This window comes from Streptomyces sp. AN091965 (genome assembly GCF_022698285.1).
Taxonomy (GTDB): domain Bacteria; phylum Actinomycetota; class Actinomycetes; order Streptomycetales; family Streptomycetaceae; genus Streptomyces.
The window spans coordinates 2578290-2595767 of record NZ_JALDMY010000001.1 but is presented as its reverse complement, the minus strand read 5'-3'; the positions used below and the strand labels follow the sequence as shown (position 1 = coordinate 2595767).

Here is a 17478-nt window from a genome sequence, read left to right as displayed (position 1 = left end):
CGGCCCGTCCGGCACCCGTGCCGCGGCCGGTGGCCTCACCGTAGGAACGGACCCCGCCCCGGCGCCTCGTACGCCAGGAGGGACGTTCCGGGGCCCTTCGGCCTAAGGCGCCGGGCCCGTCCTACGACGGGGGATCGAGGGCCCCACGACCTAGTCCCAGCGCCCTACCCCCCTGCCGCCACAGGTCGGATACGGCCTGTCACACCCCGCCGGTACGGTGGGCGCATGAGTCAAGGTCCCCGGTCCGGGCTGTACGCGGTCAGCTCGGCCCTGCTCGCCATGAGCAGCCAGCTGGAGGTGCGCGACGTCCTCAAGACGATCGTCGTCTCGGCCCGCGAGCTGCTCTCCGCGGAGTACGCGGCACTCGGCGTCCCCGACGACCACGGCGGCTTCGCCCAGTTCGTGGTCGACGGCGTCACCGAAGAGCAGTGGAAGGCCATCGGCCCGCTCCCGCGCCAGCACGGCATCCTCGCCGCGATGCTCCAGAAGGCCGAGCCGGAGCGGCTCGCCGACGTCCGCGAGGACCCCCGCTTCGAGGGCTGGCCGTCCGCCCACCCGGACATGTCCGACTTCCTCGGCCTGCCCATCCGGCACGGCGACGAGACGCTCGGCGCCCTCTTCCTCGCCAACAAGAACTGCTCGAAGCCCACCGGCGGCTGCGGCTTCGACGAGGGCGACGAGGAACTGCTCTCGATCCTCGCCCAGCACGCGGCGATCGCCCTCACCAACGCCCGGCTGTACGAGCGCAGCCGCGAGCTGACCATCGCCGAGGAGCGCTCCCGGCTCGCCCACGAGCTGCACGACGCCGTCAGCCAGAAGCTGTTCTCGCTGCGCCTGACGGCCCAGGCGGCCACCGCCCTGGTCGACCGGGACCCGGCCCGCGCCAAGGGCGAGCTCCAGCAGGTGGCCGCGCTCGCGGCCGAGGCGGCCGACGAGCTGCGCGCGGCCGTGGTGGAGCTGCGCCCCGCCGCCCTCGACGAGGACGGCCTCGTCGCCACGCTGCGCACCCACGTCCAGGTCCTGGACCGCGCCCACTCGGCCACGGTCACCTTCGCCAGCACCGGCGTGCGCGCCCTGCCCGCGGCCCAGGAGGAAGCCATGCTGCGCGTCGCCCAGGAGGCCCTGCACAACGCGCTGCGGCACGCCGAGGCCGAGTGCGTGGGCGTCGCCCTGGAGCGGCACGGCACGGGCGCGGTGCTGCGCGTCACGGACGACGGCAAGGGATTCGACCCGCGCGCGACGCGCCGCGCCGGGCGGCACTTGGGCCTGGTCTCCATGCGGGACCGGGCCGGCGGGGTCGGCGGACGGCTGACCGTGGCATCGGAGCCCGGCAAGGGCACCACGATCGAGATGGAGGTTCCCGGTGGCTGAGAACGAAGGGGCGGTGCCCGCCCCGGTCACACGGCGGATCCGGGTGCTCCTGGTCGACGACCACCAGGTGGTGCGCCGCGGCCTGCGCACGTTCCTGGAGATCCAGGACGACATCGAGGTCGTCGGCGAGGCCTCGGACGGCGCCGAAGGCGTCGCGCACGCCGAGGAGCTGAAGCCGGACGTCGTCCTGATGGACGTCAAGATGCCCGGCATGGACGGCGTGGAAGCCCTGCGCAAGCTGCGCGAGCTGGCCAACCCCGCGCGCGTGCTCATCGTCACCAGCTTCACCGAGCAGCGCACGGTCGTGCCCGCCCTGCGCGCGGGCGCCGCCGGCTATGTGTACAAGGACGTGGACCCCGACGCCCTCGCCGGAGCCATCCGCTCCGTGCACGCCGGACACGTCCTGCTCCAGCCCGAGGTGGCGGGCGCCCTGCTGTCCCAGGAAGAGGCCAACAACTCGCAGGGCAGGGGCGGCTCCCTGACCGAGCGGGAGCGCGAGGTGCTCGGCCTGATCGCGGACGGCCGTTCGAACCGCGAGATCGCCCGCGCCCTGGTCCTCTCCGAGAAGACCGTCAAGACGCACGTGTCGAACATCCTCATGAAGCTCGACCTCGCCGACCGCACCCAGGCCGCCCTCTGGGCCGTGCGCCACGGCGTGGCGGGCTGAATTCCCTGGTGCGCCGGGGCGGCGAGCGCCCCGGGCGCACACCGGGCGCGGTCAGTACGGACCGTCGCGTTCCGGGCTGAGATTCATACCGTCGTGTGGATGTCCCCCGGATGGCGCATCCCCCGGGGTGCGCGGCCGTTCTCCAGTGCGTGCTGCGGCGCCTCAGCCGCAGCTTCCGCTAGGAGGGTCTCAGCAGTGAAGAACGTGAAGAAGGCCGCGGCCATCACGATGATGGCGGGTGGCCTGCTGGTCGCCGGTGCCGGTATGGCTTCCGCCCACGGTGGCGCCGACGCCAACGGCCAGGCCAAGAACTCCCCGGGTGTCGTCTCCGGCAACCTGATCCAGGCCCCGGTGCACATCCCGGTGAACGCCTGTGGCAACAGCGTCAGCGTCGTCGGCATCCTGAACCCCACCTTCGGGAACGTCTGCGAGAACGTCTGACCCGCTCGCGCGCGGCCTCCCCCCGGCCGCGCGCGTCGGTGTCACCCCGCACAGCCCCCGGCCGCACGGCCGGGGCCCCCGCCACCAGCGCCACCAGAAGGAACACACCCATGAGCATCGCCAAGAAGGCCGCCCTGGCCGTAGCCGTCGCCGGCATCGCTGCGGGCGCCTCCGCCGGAGCCGCCTCCGCCACCGACGCCCTCGCCGACGGCAACGCCAAGAACTCCCCGGGCGTCGGCTCCGGCAACCTCGTGCAGGCCCCGATCCACATCCCGGTGAACGCCACCGGCAACAGCGCGAACGTGGTCGGCATCCTGAACCCCGCGTTCGGCAACCAGTCGGCGAACCACTGACGCGCGACACCCACGGGCCCAGGACCCCGCGGACCCCGGTCCGCGGGGTCCCGCACGTCCACCCCGCATCCGCCGCCGAGCGTCCGCCCGCGCTGGTTCTTCGGCACGCGCCCCGCGTAGGCGCCCTGCGCATCCGCCCCCGCGCTGACGCTCCGCACGATCGCCGCCACGTGTCCGCCCGCGCGCATCTGCTCGTGTTGCTTCCCCCGGCGTCCGCCCCCGCGCGTCCGCCCCCGCGCGTCTGCCCGCGCTAGATCCCCCCCCGCATCCGCACCCACGGCGACGCCCCGCGTTGCTTCCGCCGGGCATCCGCCCCGCAGATCCGCCCCCTGGGGCATCCGCCCCGCGCGTACGCCCCCCACGTGCGCCCCGCGCCAACGCTCCGGCAGCAAAGGCTCCCCTACCCCCGCCCGCCCTCCAACACCTCGACGTACGCGTTGTACGCGGCGACCTGGGCCCGTCGAGCCGTCCGTTCCACGGGCTGTAGGGCACCCGCTCGTGCCGCCATCTCCGAGGCGCTCACGGCCCCGCCGTGCCCGTGGTCGTAAGCCATCGACACCAGCAGGCCCACGCGCTGCGCCAGCTCCAACACCCGTACCGCGCGCGGCGGATACCCCGGTGCGAGGAGCTCGCGGCCCCGCTCCGCCCGCGCCCGGTAGGCGTCGAGCGCCGCCTCGGCGAGCGGCCCCGAAGCCGCCACGTCGAGCCGCGAGAGCACCCGCGTGGCCTCCCGCATCGCCTCCGCGAGCTCCCGCTCCGCCTCACCGAGCGACGGCACGTCGGCGGGCGGCGCCTCCCGCACCGGCAGGCAGTGCCACACGACCTCCACGTGGACGTCCTCGGCGTCCGCGGCCTCCTCGGGCCCGGCCTCGTACACCTCGGGCACGAGACCGAACGCCGCGCCGGACGCGACGACGGCCTCCTCGGCCTCCAGCGCCCGCGCGTTGAAGTCGGGCGGCCCGCTCAGCCCCAGCGGATGGCCCGGTACGGGCAGCGCCACCCGGAACCCGGTCACGCCGAGCCCCCGCAGCCGCCCGAGCGCGAGCGTCAGACCGACGGGCGCCGCCTCCCCGGGCAGCCCCTCGACGCGGTGCACCGCGTCGTCACCCACGATCGCGTGCACCGCGTCGTCCGGTGAAACAAGTCCGGCCAAAAGGGCGTTTCCCCATGCGGCCAAGCGTCCTGAGCGTGGTTCCGAGAGCATGCACACAGCCTAAGGACCGGCCTCAGCACGGGAACGGTCGGCCAGTGGCGTAGGTTTTATCCGGGGGCTGCGTCCACAGCGAAATCCACGGACGCCGCGACAGCCGAGACTGCAATGGGAGAGACCGCGCTCATGAGCGAAGTACTGGAGCTTAAGGACGTATCCGTGGTCCGCGAGGGCCGGGCTCTGGTGGACCAGGTCTCCTGGTCGGTCAAGGAGGGGGAGCGCTGGGTCATCCTCGGCCCGAACGGGGCGGGCAAGACCACCCTCCTCAACGTCGCGTCCAGCTACCTCTTCCCGAGCAAGGGCACCGCCACCGTCCTCGGCGAACAGCTCGGCAAGGTCGACGTGTTCGAGCTGCGCCCGCGCATCGGCGTGGCCGGCATGGCCATGGCCGACAAGCTGCCGAAGCGCCAGACCGTCCTGCAGACCGTCCTCACCGCCGCGTACGGCATGACCGCGGGCTGGCGCGAGGACTACGAGGACGTCGACGAGCAGCGCGCCCGCGCCTTCCTCGACCGCCTCGGCATGAGCGACTACCTGGACCGGCGGTTCGGCACCCTCTCCGAGGGCGAGCGCAAGCGCACCCTGATCGCCCGCGCCCTGATGACCGACCCCGAGCTGCTGCTCCTCGACGAGCCCGCCGCGGGCCTCGACCTCGGCGGCCGCGAAGACCTCGTGCGCCGCCTCGGCCGCCTCGCCCGCGACCCCATCGCCCCCTCGATGATCATGGTCACGCACCACGTCGAGGAGATCGCCCCGGGCTTCACGCACGTCCTGATGATCCGCCAGGGCGAGGTCCTCGCCGCGGGCCCCCTGGAGCTCGAACTGACCTCGCGCAACCTCTCGCTCTGCTTCGGCCTGCCGCTGGTCGTCGAGCAGCGGGGCGACCGCTGGAGCGCGCAGGGCCTGCCGCTCGGCTGACCCGGTACGCCCTGTCCGTAACGGGAGCCGCGGCCCTACCATGATTATGTGGACATCGACGCATGGGTGTGGTGGCTGATCGGCGCGGTCGGTCTGGGAATCCCGCTGGTAATGACCGCGATGCCGGAGTTCGGCATGCTGGCCGTCGGCGCCGTGGCGGCCGCGGCGACCGCGGCCGTCGGCGGCGGAGTCGCGGCGCAGACGATCGTCTTCGCCGCCGTCTCCGTCGCCCTGATCGCCGTCGTACGGCCCATCGCCAACCGGCACCGCTCCCAACGGCCCGAACTGGCCAGCGGAATCGACGCCTTGAGAGGCAGGTCCGCAGTCGTCCTGGAGCGGGTCGACGGCTCCGGGGGCCGCATCAAGCTCGCCGGTGACGTGTGGTCGGCCCGCGCGCTCGACACCGAGCAGACCTTCGAGGTCGGCCAGCAGGTGGACGTCGTCGAGATCGACGGAGCGACCGCCGTCGTCATGTGACGGCGCGAAGCCGTCCGCCGGGCCGCCGCACGACGCCGCCGGGTGATCGGAACCCCTCACGGGGCAGGCGGCGTTCTGACAGACTCGCAGCGAGATCGCCAAGATCCTCCGGAAAAGCCGAAGCACGAAGGGTAGTGGGGAACCACGATGGAACCAATCATCATCGTCCTGATCATTCTGGTGGTGCTGGTCTTCATCGCCCTGATCAAGACGATCCAGGTCATCCCGCAGGCCAGCGCCGCCATCGTGGAGCGCTTCGGCCGCTACACCCGCACCCTGAACGCGGGCCTGAACATCGTCGTCCCCTTCATCGACTCCATCCGCAACCGCATCGACCTGCGCGAGCAGGTCGTGCCCTTCCCGCCGCAGCCGGTGATCACCCAGGACAACCTGGTCGTGAACATCGACACGGTCATCTACTACCAGGTCACCGACGCCCGCGCCGCGACGTACGAGGTCGCCAGCTACATCCAGGCGATCGAGCAGCTCACCGTCACCACCCTGCGCAACATCATCGGTGGCATGGACCTGGAGCGGACCCTGACCTCCCGCGAGGAGATCAACGCGGCCCTGCGCGGCGTCCTCGACGAGGCCACCGGCAAGTGGGGCATCCGCGTCAACCGCGTCGAGCTCAAGGCCATCGAGCCGCCCACCTCCATCCAGGACTCGATGGAGAAGCAGATGCGCGCCGACCGTGACAAGCGCGCCGCGATCCTCCAGGCCGAGGGTGTCCGGCAGTCGGAGATCCTGCGCGCCGAGGGTGAGAAGCAGTCCGCGATCCTGCGCGCCGAAGGCGAGGCCAGGGCCGCGGCACTGCGCGCCGAGGGCGAGGCCCAGGCCATCCGCACGGTCTTCGAGTCCATCCACGCGGGCGACCCCGACCAGAAGCTGCTGTCCTACCAGTACCTCCAGATGCTCCCGAAGATCGCCGAGGGCGACGCCAACAAGCTCTGGATCGTGCCCAGCGAGATCGGCGACGCCCTCAAGGGCCTCGGCGGCGCGCTCGGCAACTTCGGCCCCATCGGTGGCGGCGGCCCCGCCGCCCCCAAGACCCCGAGCAGCGTGGAGCGCCGCGAACAGCCGCCCATCGACTGACGCGCGTACGGTACGGGGCTGGGGCCGCACTCTTCGAAGAGTGCGGCCCCAGCCCCGTACCGGCACTCAGGCGGCCGGTTGTCCCAGCCAGTCGGGCAGGGCCTCCAGGTCCTCGCGCCCGAGCGCGAGCAGCATCGCGTCGGCGGGCGTCGGCTCGAACGGCTGCCGGAGGAGGGGCATCCCCGCCTGCTCCGGCGTCCGGTCCGCCTTGCGGTGGTTGTCGAGCGCGCACGACGCCACCGTGTTCAGCCAGCTGTCCGCGCCACCCCGGGACCGCGGCACCACGTGGTCCACGGTCGTCGCGCGCCTGCCGCAGTACGCGCAGCGGTGCCGGTCGCGCACCAGCACACCGCGCCGTGACCACGGAGCGCGTCTTCGGAACGGCACGCGTACGTACCGGCAGAGCCTGATCACCCGGGGCACCGGAAGATCCAGGTCGGCGGCGCGCATCCGCAGCCCGGGGTGGGCGTGCTCCACGACGGCCTTGTCCTGGAGGACCAGCACGACGGCGCGGTTCAGCGTCACCGTCGACAGCGGCTCGAAGCTTGCGTTCAGGACCAGCGTGTCTCGCATCTCGCCCACCTCCCGTGTGCACCGGCCCACCCCCTGGCGGGCTTGGATCAACTCTGGCCGGGCGCGCCGGGATGGACAACGCAATAAAAGATGCCCGCCCCTGATCACTTCCAAGACCAGGGGCGGGCAAACGTTCCATGAACGGTCGGCGGGTGCTAGTCCTCCGCGAGCGCCGCGTACTCGGCGACCACGTGCGCCCGCGCGAGCGTGTGGAACCGCAGGTTGAAGCCGACCACGGCGGGCGTGGCGTCCGCGTCAGGGCCCAGCTCCTCCTGGTCGACCGCGTACACGGTGAACACATAGCGGTGCGCCGGGTCACCGGGCGGCGGGGCGGCGCCCCCGAAGTCCTTCGTCCCGTAGTCGTTGCGCACCTGGACCGCGCCCTCGGGCAGGCCGTCGAACTTGCCGGTGCCCGCGCCGGTCGGCAGCTCGGTCACCGAGGCCGGGATGTCGAACACGACCCAGTGCCAGAATCCGCTCCCCGTGGGGGCGTCCGGGTCGAAGCATGTCACGGCGAAGCTCTTCGTCTCCGCCGGGAACCCCTCCCACCGCAGCTGCGGCGATGTGTTCCCGGCCGCGTACACCTGAGCGTCCGGCAGCGTCGCGCCCGCCACGAAGTCCGTGCTCGCGACCGTGAACGACGGCACGGGCGGGTGGAAGTCGTGCGGCAGCGGCGGCCTGTTGACCTCGGCCACGTAGGCACCTCCTGATCGGTAGGGACTGATCGGTACAGACAACGGTTCTGCACCGCGGCGACCGTCCGCGATGACGACGGTCGCCGCGCTGCCGAGCCTAGGCCTCAGAACCAGTTGCGCCGGCTGCCGACCTCGGACAGCCACGTGTTCAGATACGCGGCCCAGTCCGTGCCCTGGAAGTCGTGGAGACCGACCGTGAACGACTTGTAGGAGTCGCTGCCCTCGCTGAACAGGCCGGGCTTCTTGTCCATCTCCAGGACGACGTCCATCTCGCGGTCGTCGGCGACGAAGCTCAGCTCGACCTGGTTCAGACCGCGGTACTGCTCCGGCGGGAAGAACTCGATCTCCTGGTAGAAGGGCAGCTTCTGGCGCGTGCCGCGGATGTGCCCCTTCTCCATGTCGGCGCTCTTGAAGCGGAAGCCCAGCTGCCCGAAGGCGTCGAGGACGGCCTGCTGCGCGGGCAGCGGGTGGACGTGGATCGGGTCCAGGTCACCGGAGTCCACGGCACGGGCGATCGCCAGCTCCGTCGTCACGCCGATGTTCATGCCGTGCAGCTCGCGCCCGGCGAAGTGGGTGATCGGCGTCTCCCAGGGGATGTCGAGCCCGAACGGCACCGCGTGCACCGCGTTCGCCTTCAACTCGAAGGCCCCGCCGAGGCGCTGCTTGGTGAACTCGATGTCCTGCTTGAACTCCTGGTCGTTGCCCTCGACCTCGACCCGGGCCTGCAGACCCACGGAGAGTCCCTCGATCCGCTGGTCGACGGAGCCGCCCTGGATGCGCACCTCGCCCTGGACCACACCACCCGGCACGACGTTGGCCTCGGTCAGCACCGTCTCGACGGACGCGCCGCCGGCACCCAGACTCGCAAGGAGCTTCTTGAACCCCATGACTCTCCTCCCCAGGACCCTGCCTGTGGCTTGATTCGATCGGATCGTCGACTTCGATCCGTACAAACGCGACCAGCGCGCGTGTGGTTCCGCGCTCTCACCCTCGCGTCCCCACCCTCGCGGCGAGAAGACCCTCGGGCCAGGCTCCGCCCGCCCTGCGCGCCGAACCCGCACACATCCGGTGCACTACGCTCGTTCGGCATGATCGCGGGACCTGACCGTACGCCCCTGCCCCGAGAGTTCTTCGACCGGCCCGTCCTGGAGGTGGCGCCCGACCTGCTCGGCCGCATCCTCGTGCGCGCCTCCCCGGACGGCCCGATCGAGCTGCGCCTGACGGAGGTCGAGGCGTACGCGGGGGAGGTGGACCCCGGCTCGCACGCCTATCGGGGCCGTACCGCTCGCAACGACGTGATGTTCGGCCCGCCCGGACACGCGTACGTGTACTTCACCTACGGCATGTGGCACTGCCTCAACGTCGTGTGCGGCCCGGAGGGCACCGCGAGCGGGGTGCTGCTGCGCGCGGGCGAGGTGGTCGAAGGCGCCGAGCTGGCCCGCAAACGTCGACTCTCGGCCCGGAACGACAAGGAACTGGCCAAAGGGCCCGCACGCCTGGCCACGGCCCTCGACGTGGACCGCGCTCTCAACGGTGCCGACTTCTGCGCGGGCCCCGAGGCGCCGCTCAGTCTCCTCACCGGGACGCCCACCCACCCCGACCAGGTCAAGAACGGACCCCGAACCGGAGTCGGCGGTGAGGGCGGCGTCCACCCCTGGCGCTTCTGGGCGGCCAACGACCCCACGGTCAGCCCTTATCGGGCCCATACGCCCCGGCGCCGACGAACTTGACGTGGCGTTGGCAGGTCCGTAATGTGGCCCGAGCCGCTTGACCCGGGTACGGCATTCAGCCTGCAGCCGGAAGCGGCCAACCACTACCTACGACTTCCCCTTCGCGGGGTCTTATTTCGCATGTCCGCATGCCGAAATTCGAATCCGCAGACTCGATTATGAGTCGCCGGGAGAATCCGCTAAAGTAGTGACCACGCCGAAAGGCAAAGGCCCTCCAACGGCCACCGGAAATGAAATCCGAACCGGGAACGGAACGGAAAACGGATCTGGTAGGGTTGGAAACACGAAATACCGAAGGGAAGCGCCCGGAGGAAAGCCCGAGAGGGTGAGTACAAAGGAAGCGTCCGTTCCTTGAGAACTCAACAGCGTGCCAAAAGTCAACGCCAGATATGTTGATACCCCGTCTACTGGACATCATGTCTAGTGGCGAGGTTCCTTTGAAAAAGTCCTCCCACGTTGTGGGAGGCGCACAGCGAGGACGCTGTGAACGACCGGGATTATTCCTCCTGGTTGTTCCGCTCTCGTGGTGTTGCACCCGATTACGGGTACACATTCACGGAGAGTTTGATCCTGGCTCAGGACGAACGCTGGCGGCGTGCTTAACACATGCAAGTCGAACGATGAAGCCCTTCGGGGTGGATTAGTGGCGAACGGGTGAGTAACACGTGGGCAATCTGCCCTGCACTCTGGGACAAGCCCTGGAAACGGGGTCTAATACCGGATACGACACGGGATCGCATGATCCTGTGTGGAAAGCTCCGGCGGTGCAGGATGAGCCCGCGGCCTATCAGCTAGTTGGTGAGGTAATGGCTCACCAAGGCGACGACGGGTAGCCGGCCTGAGAGGGCGACCGGCCACACTGGGACTGAGACACGGCCCAGACTCCTACGGGAGGCAGCAGTGGGGAATATTGCACAATGGGCGAAAGCCTGATGCAGCGACGCCGCGTGAGGGATGACGGCCTTCGGGTTGTAAACCTCTTTCAGCAGGGAAGAAGCGAAAGTGACGGTACCTGCAGAAGAAGCGCCGGCTAACTACGTGCCAGCAGCCGCGGTAATACGTAGGGCGCGAGCGTTGTCCGGAATTATTGGGCGTAAAGAGCTCGTAGGCGGCTTGTCACGTCGGTTGTGAAAGCCCGGGGCTTAACCCCGGGTCTGCAGTCGATACGGGCAGGCTAGAGTTCGGTAGGGGAGATCGGAATTCCTGGTGTAGCGGTGAAATGCGCAGATATCAGGAGGAACACCGGTGGCGAAGGCGGATCTCTGGGCCGATACTGACGCTGAGGAGCGAAAGCGTGGGGAGCGAACAGGATTAGATACCCTGGTAGTCCACGCCGTAAACGGTGGGCACTAGGTGTGGGCGACATTCCACGTCGTCCGTGCCGCAGCTAACGCATTAAGTGCCCCGCCTGGGGAGTACGGCCGCAAGGCTAAAACTCAAAGGAATTGACGGGGGCCCGCACAAGCGGCGGAGCATGTGGCTTAATTCGACGCAACGCGAAGAACCTTACCAAGGCTTGACATACACCGGAAACGGCCAGAGATGGTCGCCCCCTTGTGGTCGGTGTACAGGTGGTGCATGGCTGTCGTCAGCTCGTGTCGTGAGATGTTGGGTTAAGTCCCGCAACGAGCGCAACCCTTGTCCCGTGTTGCCAGCAGGCCCTTGTGGTGCTGGGGACTCACGGGAGACCGCCGGGGTCAACTCGGAGGAAGGTGGGGACGACGTCAAGTCATCATGCCCCTTATGTCTTGGGCTGCACACGTGCTACAATGGCCGGTACAATGAGCTGCGATACCGCGAGGTGGAGCGAATCTCAAAAAGCCGGTCTCAGTTCGGATTGGGGTCTGCAACTCGACCCCATGAAGTCGGAGTCGCTAGTAATCGCAGATCAGCATTGCTGCGGTGAATACGTTCCCGGGCCTTGTACACACCGCCCGTCACGTCACGAAAGTCGGTAACACCCGAAGCCGGTGGCCCAACCCCTTGTGGGAGGGAGCTGTCGAAGGTGGGACTGGCGATTGGGACGAAGTCGTAACAAGGTAGCCGTACCGGAAGGTGCGGCTGGATCACCTCCTTTCTAAGGAGCACTTCTAAGCCGGGCTTGCCCGGTTCAGAGGCCAGTACATCAGCGAATGTCTGATGCTGGTTGCTCATGGGTGGAACGTTGACTACTCGGCCTGGTTCACGGGTCGGAGGCTGCTAGTACTGTCCGTAAGGGCGTGGAACGCATGATCTCCGGGCGGGACCGGGTCGGGCACGCTGTTGGGTGTCTGAGGGTATGGCCGTATGGCTGCCTTCAGTGCCGACCCCAGTGCACTCACTGGTTTTACCGGTGGGGTGATGGGTGGTTGGTCGTTGTTTGAGAACTGCACAGTGAACGCGAGCATCTGTGGCCAAGTTTTTAAGGGCGCACGGTGGATGCCTTGGCACCAGGAACCGATGAAGGACGTGGGAGGCCACGATAGTCCCCGGGGAGTCGTCAACCAGGCTTTGATCCGGGGGTTTCCGAATGGGGAAACCCGGCAGTCGTCATGGGCTGTCACCCACCGCTGAATATATAGGCGGTGTGGAGGGAACGCGGGGAAGTGAAACATCTCAGTACCCGCAGGAAGAGAAAACAACCGTGATTCCGGGAGTAGTGGCGAGCGAAACTGGATGAGGCCAAACCTCAAGCGTGTGAGACCCGGCAGGGGTTGCGCTTGGGGGGTTGTGGGATCTCTCTTTTACAGTCTGCCGGCTGTGAGACGAGTCAGAAACCGTTGATGTAGGCGAAGGACATGCGAAAGGTCCGGCGTAGAGGGTAAGACCCCCGTAGTCGAAACGTCAGCGGCTCGTTTGAGAGACACCCAAGTAGCACGGGGCCCGAGAAATCCCGTGTGAATCTGGCGGGACCACCCGTTAAGCCTAAATATTCCCTGGTGACCGATAGCGGATAGTACCGTGAGGGAATGGTGAAAAGTACCGCGGGAGCGGAGTGAAATAGTACCTGAAACCGTGTGCCTACAAGCCGTGGGAGCGTCGGACATCAAGCTTGCTTGGTGTCTCGTGACTGCGTGCCTTTTGAAGAATGAGCCTGCGAGTTTGCGGTGTGTTGCGAGGTTAACCCGTGTGGGGAAGCCGTAGCGAAAGCGAGTCCGAATAGGGCGATTGAGTAGCGCGCCCAAGACCCGAAGCGGAGTGATCTAGCCATGGGCAGGCTGAAGCGGAGGTAAGACTTCGTGGAGGGCCGAACCCACCAGGGTTGAAAACCTGGGGGATGACCTGTGGTTAGGGGTGAAAGGCCAATCAAACTCCGTGATAGCTGGTTCTCCCCGAAATGCATTTAGGTGCAGCGTCGTGTGTTTCTTGCCGGAGGTAGAGCACTGGATAGGCGATGGGCCCTACCGGGTTACTGACCTTAGCCAAACTCCGAATGCCGGTAAGTGAGAGCGCGGCAGTGAGACTGTGGGGGATAAGCTCCATGGTCGAGAGGGAAACAGCCCAGAGCATCGACTAAGGCCCCTAAGCGTACGCTAAGTGGGAAAGGATGTGGAGTCGCAGAGACAACCAGGAGGTTGGCTTAGAAGCAGCCACCCTTGAAAGAGTGCGTAATAGCTCACTGGTCTAGTGATTCCGCGCCGACAATGTAGCGGGGCTCAAGCGTACCGCCGAAGTCGTGTCATTGCAGTACATACCCCCAACGGGGACTGTGATGGGTAGGGGAGCGTCGTGTGCCGGGTGAAGCTGCGCCGGAAGGCAGTGGTGGACGGTTCACGAGTGAGAATGCAGGCATGAGTAGCGATACATACGTGAGAAACGTGTGCGCCGATTGACTAAGGGTTCCTGGGTCAAGCTGATCTGCCCAGGGTAAGTCGGGACCTAAGGCGAGGCCGACAGGCGTAGTCGATGGATAACCGGTTGATATTCCGGTACCCGCTTTGAAACGCCCAATATCGAGCCCATTAATGCTAAGGCCGTGAAGCCGCCCTGGAGCCTTCGGGCAAAGGGGAGTGGTGGAGCCGCTGACCCAAGGTGGTAGTAGGTAAGCGATGGGGTGACGCAGGAAGGTAGTCCAGCCCGGGCGGTGGTTGTCCCGGGGTAAGGGTGTAGGACGTCAGGTAGGCAAATCCGCCTGGCACATAGTCTGAGACCTGATGCCGAGCCGATTGTGGTGAAGTGGATGATCCTATGCTGTCGAGAAAAGCCTCTAGCGAGTTTCATGGCGGCCCGTACCCTAAACCGACTCAGGTGGTCAGGTAGAGAATACCGAGGCGTTCGGGTGAACTATGGTTAAGGAACTCGGCAAAATGCCCCCGTAACTTCGGGAGAAGGGGGGCCACACCTGGTGACGGATTTTACATCCTGAGCTGGGGGTGGCCGCAGAGACCAGCGAGAAGCGACTGTTTACTAAAAACACAGGTCCGTGCGAAGCCGTAAGGCGATGTATACGGACTGACGCCTGCCCGGTGCTGGAACGTTAAGGGGACCGGTTAGTCACTCTTCGGGGTGGCGAAGCTGAGAACTTAAGCGCCAGTAAACGGCGGTGGTAACTATAACCATCCTAAGGTAGCGAAATTCCTTGTCGGGTAAGTTCCGACCTGCACGAATGGCGTAACGACTTCTCGACTGTCTCAACCATAGGCCCGGTGAAATTGCACTACGAGTAAAGATGCTCGTTTCGCGCAGCAGGACGGAAAGACCCCGGGACCTTTACTACAGTTTGATATTGGTGTTCGGTTCGGCTTGTGTAGGATAGGTGGGAGACTGTGAACCCGGTACGCCAGTATCGGGGGAGTCGCCGTTGAAATACCACTCTGGTCGTGCTGGATGTCTAACCTGGGTCCGTGATCCGGATCAGGGACAGTGTCTGATGGGTAGTTTAACTGGGGCGGTTGCCTCCCAAAGGGTAACGGAGGCGCCCAAAGGTTCCCTCAGCCTGGTTGGTAATCAGGTGTTGAGTGTAAGTGCACAAGGGAGCTTGACTGTGAGACTGACGGGTCGAGCAGGGACGAAAGTCGGGACTAGTGATCCGGCGGTGGCTTGTGGAAGCGCCGTCGCTCAACGGATAAAAGGTACCCCGGGGATAACAGGCTGATCTTCCCCAAGAGTCCATATCGACGGGATGGTTTGGCACCTCGATGTCGGCTCGTCGCATCCTGGGGCTGGAGTCGGTCCCAAGGGTTGGGCTGTTCGCCCATTAAAGCGGTACGCGAGCTGGGTTTAGAACGTCGTGAGACAGTTCGGTCCCTATCCGCTGTGCGCGTAGGAATATTGAGAAGGGCTGTCCCTAGTACGAGAGGACCGGGACGGACGAACCTCTGGTGTGCCAGTTGTTCTGCCAAGGGCATGGCTGGTTGGCTACGTTCGGGAGGGATAACCGCTGAAAGCATCTAAGCGGGAAGCCTGCTTCGAGATGAGTATTCCCACCCACTTGATGGGGTAAGGCTCCCAGTAGACGACTGGGTTGATAGGCCAGATATGGAAGCCTGGTAACGGGTGGAGTTGACTGGTACTAATAGGCCGAGGGCTTGTCCTCAGTTGCTCGCGTTCACTGTGTTGGTTCTGAAACCACGAACAGCCGTGTCGGCTGAACAACATCACTTAATTGAAGAGTGTGCTTGTTCGCTGCCCTGTTTGAGGTCCCGCTCCGCGGCGGGAATTCATAGGGTTTCGGTGGTCATAGCGTGAGGGAAACGCCCGGTTACATTCCGAACCCGGAAGCTAAGCCTTACAGCGCCGATGGTACTGCAGGGGGGACCCTGTGGGAGAGTAGGACGCCGCCGAACAATTTTTGGAGGACCCTTGGTCCCAGCGTTCACGCTGGGACCAAGGGTCCTTTTTGTTTTGCCGAAGGGCGCAGACTACGCGGCTGCGTCAGAATGACTGCGGTACCGAAGACTAGGAGTCACCGATGTCCACCAACTCTCCCGACGAGCGACCGGAGCGCGAGCAGCGCCGCCGGGACGGTGGCGACCGGGGCGGCTACCGAAGCGGACCGCGTCGCGACAACGACCGTGGCGGCTTCCGCCGCGATGACCGTGACCGTGGCGACCGTGGTGGCTTCCGTCGCGACGGAGACCGCCCGGCCTTCCGCCGTGATGACCGGCGTGACGATCGTCGTGATGACCGGCGTGACGACCGTGACCGTGGTGACCGTGGTGGTTTCCGTCGTGACGACAGCCGTGGTGGCGACCGTGACCGTGGGTTCCGTCGTGACGGGGACCGTCCGGCCTTCCGCCGTGACGAGCGCCGCGATGACCGTGGCGACCGTGGTGGTTTCCGTCGCGACGACAACCGTGGCGGCTTCCGCCGCGATGACCGTGACCGTGGCGACCGTGGTGGCTTCCGTCGCGACGGAGACCGCCCGGCCTTCCGCCGAGATGACCGGCGTGACGATCGTCGTGACGACCGTGACCGTGGTGATCGCGGTGGTTTCCGTCGTGACGACAGCCGTGGTGGCGACCGTGACCGTGGGTTCCGTCGTGACGGGGACCGTCCGGCCTTCCGCCGTGACGAGCGCCGCGATGACCGTGGCGACCGTGGCGGGTTCCGCCGCGACGACAACCGTGGCGGCTTCCGCGGCCGCGACGACCGGCGCGACGATCGCCGTGATGACCGTCGTGACGACCGCGACCGCGGTGACCGTGGCGGCTTCCGCCGCGACGACCGCCGGGACGACCGCGACCGCGGTGAGCGCGGAGGCTTCCGGCGCGACGACGACCGCGGTGGCTTCCGGCGCGACGACCGTGACCGTGGCGACCGTGGCGGCTTCCGTCGCGACGACCGGCGTGACGACCGCCGGGACGATCGTCGCGATGACCGTCGTGACGACCGTGACCGTGGTGACCGTGGTGGTTTCCGTCGCGACGACAACCGTGGCGGCTTCCGCGGGAACGGGCCCCGGCGTGACGACGGCCGGGGACGTCCGGGCGGCGGCGGTTTCCGCGGCCGCGACGACCGGGGCGACCGCGGCGGCTTCCGCCGTGACGACCGGCGCGATGACCGCCGTGACGACCGCGGCGACCGCGAGCCGGTCAAGCGGCTGCCGATCCCCGAGGACGTCACCGGCGAGGAGATCGACAAGGACGTGCGCCAAGAGCTCCAGAGCATGCCGAAGGGGCTCGCCGACGACGTCGCCAAGAACCTGGTGATGGTCGCCAGGCTCATCGACGAGGACCCCGAGCAGGCCTACGGCTACGCGAAGGTCGCCCTGCGGCTCGCCTCGCGCGTCGCGGCCGTACGCGAGGCCGCGGGCTTCGCCGCGTACGCGAACCAGAAGTTCAGCGAGGCGCTGGCGGAGTTCCGCACCGCCCGGCGGATGACCGGCAACGTGGAGCTGTGGCCGGTCATGGCCGACTGCGAGCGCGGGCTCGGTCGGCCGGAGAAGGCCCTGGAGATGGCCGGTGCGCCCGAGGTGCACAAGCTGGACAAGGCCGGGCAGGTCGAGATGCGCCTCGTGGCCGCCGGAGCCCGGCGTGACATGGGACAGCTCGACGCGGCGATCGTGACGCTGCAGAGCCCCGAGCTGGCCTCCAACTCGGTGCAGCCCTGGACCGCGCGGCTGCGGTACGCGTATGCCGACGCGCTGCTGGCCGCCGGGCGCGAGGACGAGGCGCGCGAATGGTTCGCGAAGGCCGTCGAGTCCGACAAGGACGGCAGCACCGACGCCTCCGACCGGCTCGCCGAGCTGGACGGCGTCGAGTTCGTCGACGCCCTCGTGACGGACGGCGAAGCCCCCGAGCAGTCGGCGGACGGCGACGAGGCGCAGGCCCCCGTCGAGGCCGACGCCGAGCCCGAGGTCGACACCAAGACCGACACCAAGACCGACGTCGAGAACCCGGAGCGGGACGAGGACTGACGTCCAAAGGCGGCAAGAGCGGCAAGAGCAGCAAGAGCAGTGAGCAACAGGGGCGGCCCTCCACACGGAGAGCCGCCCCTGCGGCGTAACGGGCCACGACGTACAGGCGTA

General features: G+C 67.2%; 14 protein-coding genes and 3 rRNA genes. 12 read left to right on the top strand and 5 right to left on the bottom strand.

Going from position 1 to position 17478, the window contains the following annotated elements; genetic code table 11:
* Positions 1–225 precede the first annotated feature (225 nt).
* From MQV74_RS10595 to MQV74_RS10575, 4 genes are all read left to right on the top strand, one after another.
* Positions 226–1371, top strand: coding sequence for a GAF domain-containing sensor histidine kinase (locus tag MQV74_RS10595; protein ID WP_242716197.1), 1146 nt, complete (start codon positions 226–228; stop codon positions 1369–1371).
* A complete protein-coding gene (locus MQV74_RS10590; RefSeq protein WP_242716196.1) occupies positions 1364–2038 on the top strand; it encodes a response regulator in 675 nt (224 codons plus the stop codon). Before MQV74_RS10595 ends, MQV74_RS10590 begins: the two co-directional genes overlap by 8 nt.
* A gap of 195 nt (positions 2039–2233) precedes the next feature.
* Positions 2234–2479 (top strand): chaplin, encoded by a 246-nt coding sequence (locus tag MQV74_RS10585; protein WP_242716194.1) that lies wholly within the window; start codon positions 2234–2236, stop codon positions 2477–2479.
* 110 nt (positions 2480–2589) lie between these two features.
* Positions 2590–2832 carry a chaplin gene (locus tag MQV74_RS10575; RefSeq protein ID WP_278194122.1) on the top strand — a complete coding sequence of 81 codons (243 nt, stop codon included), beginning with the start codon at positions 2590–2592 and terminating at the stop codon, positions 2830–2832.
* Between the two features lie 400 nt (positions 2833–3232).
* On the opposite strand, the gene MQV74_RS10570 is transcribed toward MQV74_RS10575, so the two are convergent.
* Positions 3233–4036 carry a hypothetical protein gene (locus MQV74_RS10570; RefSeq protein ID WP_242716192.1) on the bottom strand — a complete coding sequence of 268 codons (804 nt, stop codon included), beginning with the start codon at positions 4034–4036 and terminating at the stop codon, positions 3233–3235.
* 132 nt (positions 4037–4168) lie between these two features.
* Between MQV74_RS10570 and MQV74_RS10565 the strand changes: the two genes are divergently transcribed.
* The 3 genes from MQV74_RS10565 to MQV74_RS10555 all read left to right on the top strand — a co-directional run bounded on the left by MQV74_RS10565 (position 4169) and on the right by MQV74_RS10555 (position 6532).
* A complete protein-coding gene (locus tag MQV74_RS10565) occupies positions 4169–4960 on the top strand; it encodes an ABC transporter ATP-binding protein (RefSeq protein WP_138958914.1) in 792 nt (263 codons plus the stop codon).
* 48 nt (positions 4961–5008) lie between these two features.
* Positions 5009–5437 (top strand): NfeD family protein, encoded by a 429-nt coding sequence (locus MQV74_RS10560; protein WP_242716190.1) that lies wholly within the window; start codon positions 5009–5011, stop codon positions 5435–5437.
* Between the two features lie 147 nt (positions 5438–5584).
* On the top strand, positions 5585–6532 hold the full coding sequence (locus tag MQV74_RS10555; RefSeq protein WP_242716188.1) for an SPFH domain-containing protein: 948 nt from the start codon (positions 5585–5587) through the stop codon (positions 6530–6532).
* Between the two features lie 66 nt (positions 6533–6598).
* Here MQV74_RS10555 and MQV74_RS10550 read toward each other — a convergent pair whose 3' ends face one another.
* The 3 genes from MQV74_RS10550 to MQV74_RS10540 form a co-directional block, all read right to left on the bottom strand.
* Positions 6599–7105, bottom strand: coding sequence for an HNH endonuclease (locus tag MQV74_RS10550; RefSeq protein WP_138958911.1), 507 nt, complete (start codon positions 7103–7105; stop codon positions 6599–6601).
* A gap of 155 nt (positions 7106–7260) precedes the next feature.
* Positions 7261–7800: a YbhB/YbcL family Raf kinase inhibitor-like protein gene (locus MQV74_RS10545; protein WP_242716185.1), complete on the bottom strand. Its 540-nt coding sequence runs from the start codon at positions 7798–7800 to the stop codon at positions 7261–7263.
* 104 nt (positions 7801–7904) lie between these two features.
* The gene (locus MQV74_RS10540; RefSeq protein ID WP_242716183.1) at positions 7905–8687 is read right to left on the bottom strand and encodes a sporulation protein; all 783 of its coding nucleotides are present in this window, start codon (positions 8685–8687) and stop codon (positions 7905–7907) included.
* 201 nt (positions 8688–8888) lie between these two features.
* Here MQV74_RS10540 and MQV74_RS10535 point away from each other — a divergent pair, with 201 nt between their 5' ends.
* The 4 genes from MQV74_RS10535 to rrf all read left to right on the top strand — a co-directional run bounded on the left by MQV74_RS10535 (position 8889) and on the right by rrf (position 15295).
* Positions 8889–9530, top strand: coding sequence for a DNA-3-methyladenine glycosylase (locus MQV74_RS10535; RefSeq protein ID WP_242716181.1), 642 nt, complete (start codon positions 8889–8891; stop codon positions 9528–9530).
* 552 nt (positions 9531–10082) lie between these two features.
* Positions 10083–11607 (top strand): 16S ribosomal RNA (locus tag MQV74_RS10530).
* A gap of 314 nt (positions 11608–11921) precedes the next feature.
* A 23S ribosomal RNA gene (locus MQV74_RS10525) occupies positions 11922–15045 on the top strand.
* Positions 15046–15178: 133 nt separating this feature from the next.
* Positions 15179–15295, top strand: a 5S ribosomal RNA gene (gene rrf / locus MQV74_RS10520).
* Together the 16S, 23S and 5S rRNA genes form the textbook arrangement of a ribosomal RNA operon.
* A gap of 119 nt (positions 15296–15414) precedes the next feature.
* Here rrf and MQV74_RS10515 read toward each other — a convergent pair.
* Positions 15415–16605, bottom strand: a complete 1191-nt coding sequence (locus MQV74_RS10515; protein WP_242716173.1) for a hypothetical protein — start codon at positions 16603–16605, stop codon at positions 15415–15417.
* On the opposite strand from MQV74_RS10515, the gene MQV74_RS10510 reads away from it, so the two are divergent.
* Positions 16597–17367, top strand: coding sequence for a tetratricopeptide repeat protein (locus MQV74_RS10510; protein ID WP_242716171.1), 771 nt, complete (start codon positions 16597–16599; stop codon positions 17365–17367). The genes MQV74_RS10515 and MQV74_RS10510 overlap by 9 nt on opposite strands.
* Positions 17368–17478: the final 111 nt, after the last annotated feature.